This is a genomic window from Adhaeribacter aerolatus, from assembly GCF_007991635.1.
Classification (GTDB): Bacteria; Bacteroidota; Bacteroidia; order Cytophagales; family Hymenobacteraceae; genus Adhaeribacter; species Adhaeribacter aerolatus.
In genome coordinates this window covers 1-858 of sequence record NZ_BJYS01000091.1, presented here as the reverse complement: position 1 = coordinate 858, position 858 = coordinate 1, and the positions used below count along the sequence as shown (strand labels likewise).

General features: G+C 51.3%; 1 protein-coding gene. It reads left to right on the top strand.

The window, feature by feature from the left end; genetic code table 11:
- Positions 1–820: hydroxypyruvate isomerase family protein (locus AAE02nite_RS26120; protein ID WP_371863499.1), on the top strand; the 820-nt coding region annotated here is incomplete at its 5' end.
- Between the last annotated feature and the right edge of the window lie 38 nt (positions 821–858).

Genomic DNA, 858 nt, shown 5'->3' with positions numbered 1-858 from the left:
CGCCTCGTTAACCAATCGCCTGGAGGCAGCCGATACCCAACTGGGTGCCAAGCTGAAAGGCAAAATCAATCACTCGGTATGCCGCTGGTGCTACGATAAAATTCCGCTGGAAGACCTCTGCAAAGCCGCTAAAAACATTGGCCTGCAATCCATTGAGCTGGTCGGTCCCGACGAGTGGCCCACGCTTAAGAAGCACGGCTTAACCTCGGCCTTACCCTGGGGAGCGGGCATGGGTATTCCGAAAGGCTTCAACGACAAACAGTACCACGATGCCTTGGTGAAGAGCTACGAAGAAGTGATACCCAAAGTAGCCGCTGCCGGTTTTAACCAGATTATCTGCTTTTCGGGTAACCGCAACGGCATTTCGGATGAGCAAGGCATGGAGAATGCTGCCATTGGTTTAAAGCGGCTGATGCCCACGGCCGAGAAGTACAAGGTAACCATGGTGATGGAACTCTTGAACAGCAAGGTTAACCACAAAGATTACATGTGCGACCGCACCCCCTGGGGGGCTGCCTTGGCCGACAAAATAGGTTCGGACCGCTTTAAGCTGCTCTACGACATTTACCACATGCAAATCATGGAAGGTGACGTGATTGCCACCATTAAGAAATACCAGCAATACATCTCCCACTACCACACGGGTGGGGTACCGGGCCGCAACGAAATAGACGAAACGCAGGAGCTGTATTACCCGGCCATTATGAAAGCCATTGCGGATACGGGCTACAAAGGCTTTGTAGCGCAGGAGTTTATTCCCAAACGCGAAGACAAACTAGCCTCGCTGAAGCAAGGCGTACAGATTTGTGATGTAGCTTAAAAGTAGATTGACAAAGTAACAAATAAGCCTCTGCTGGT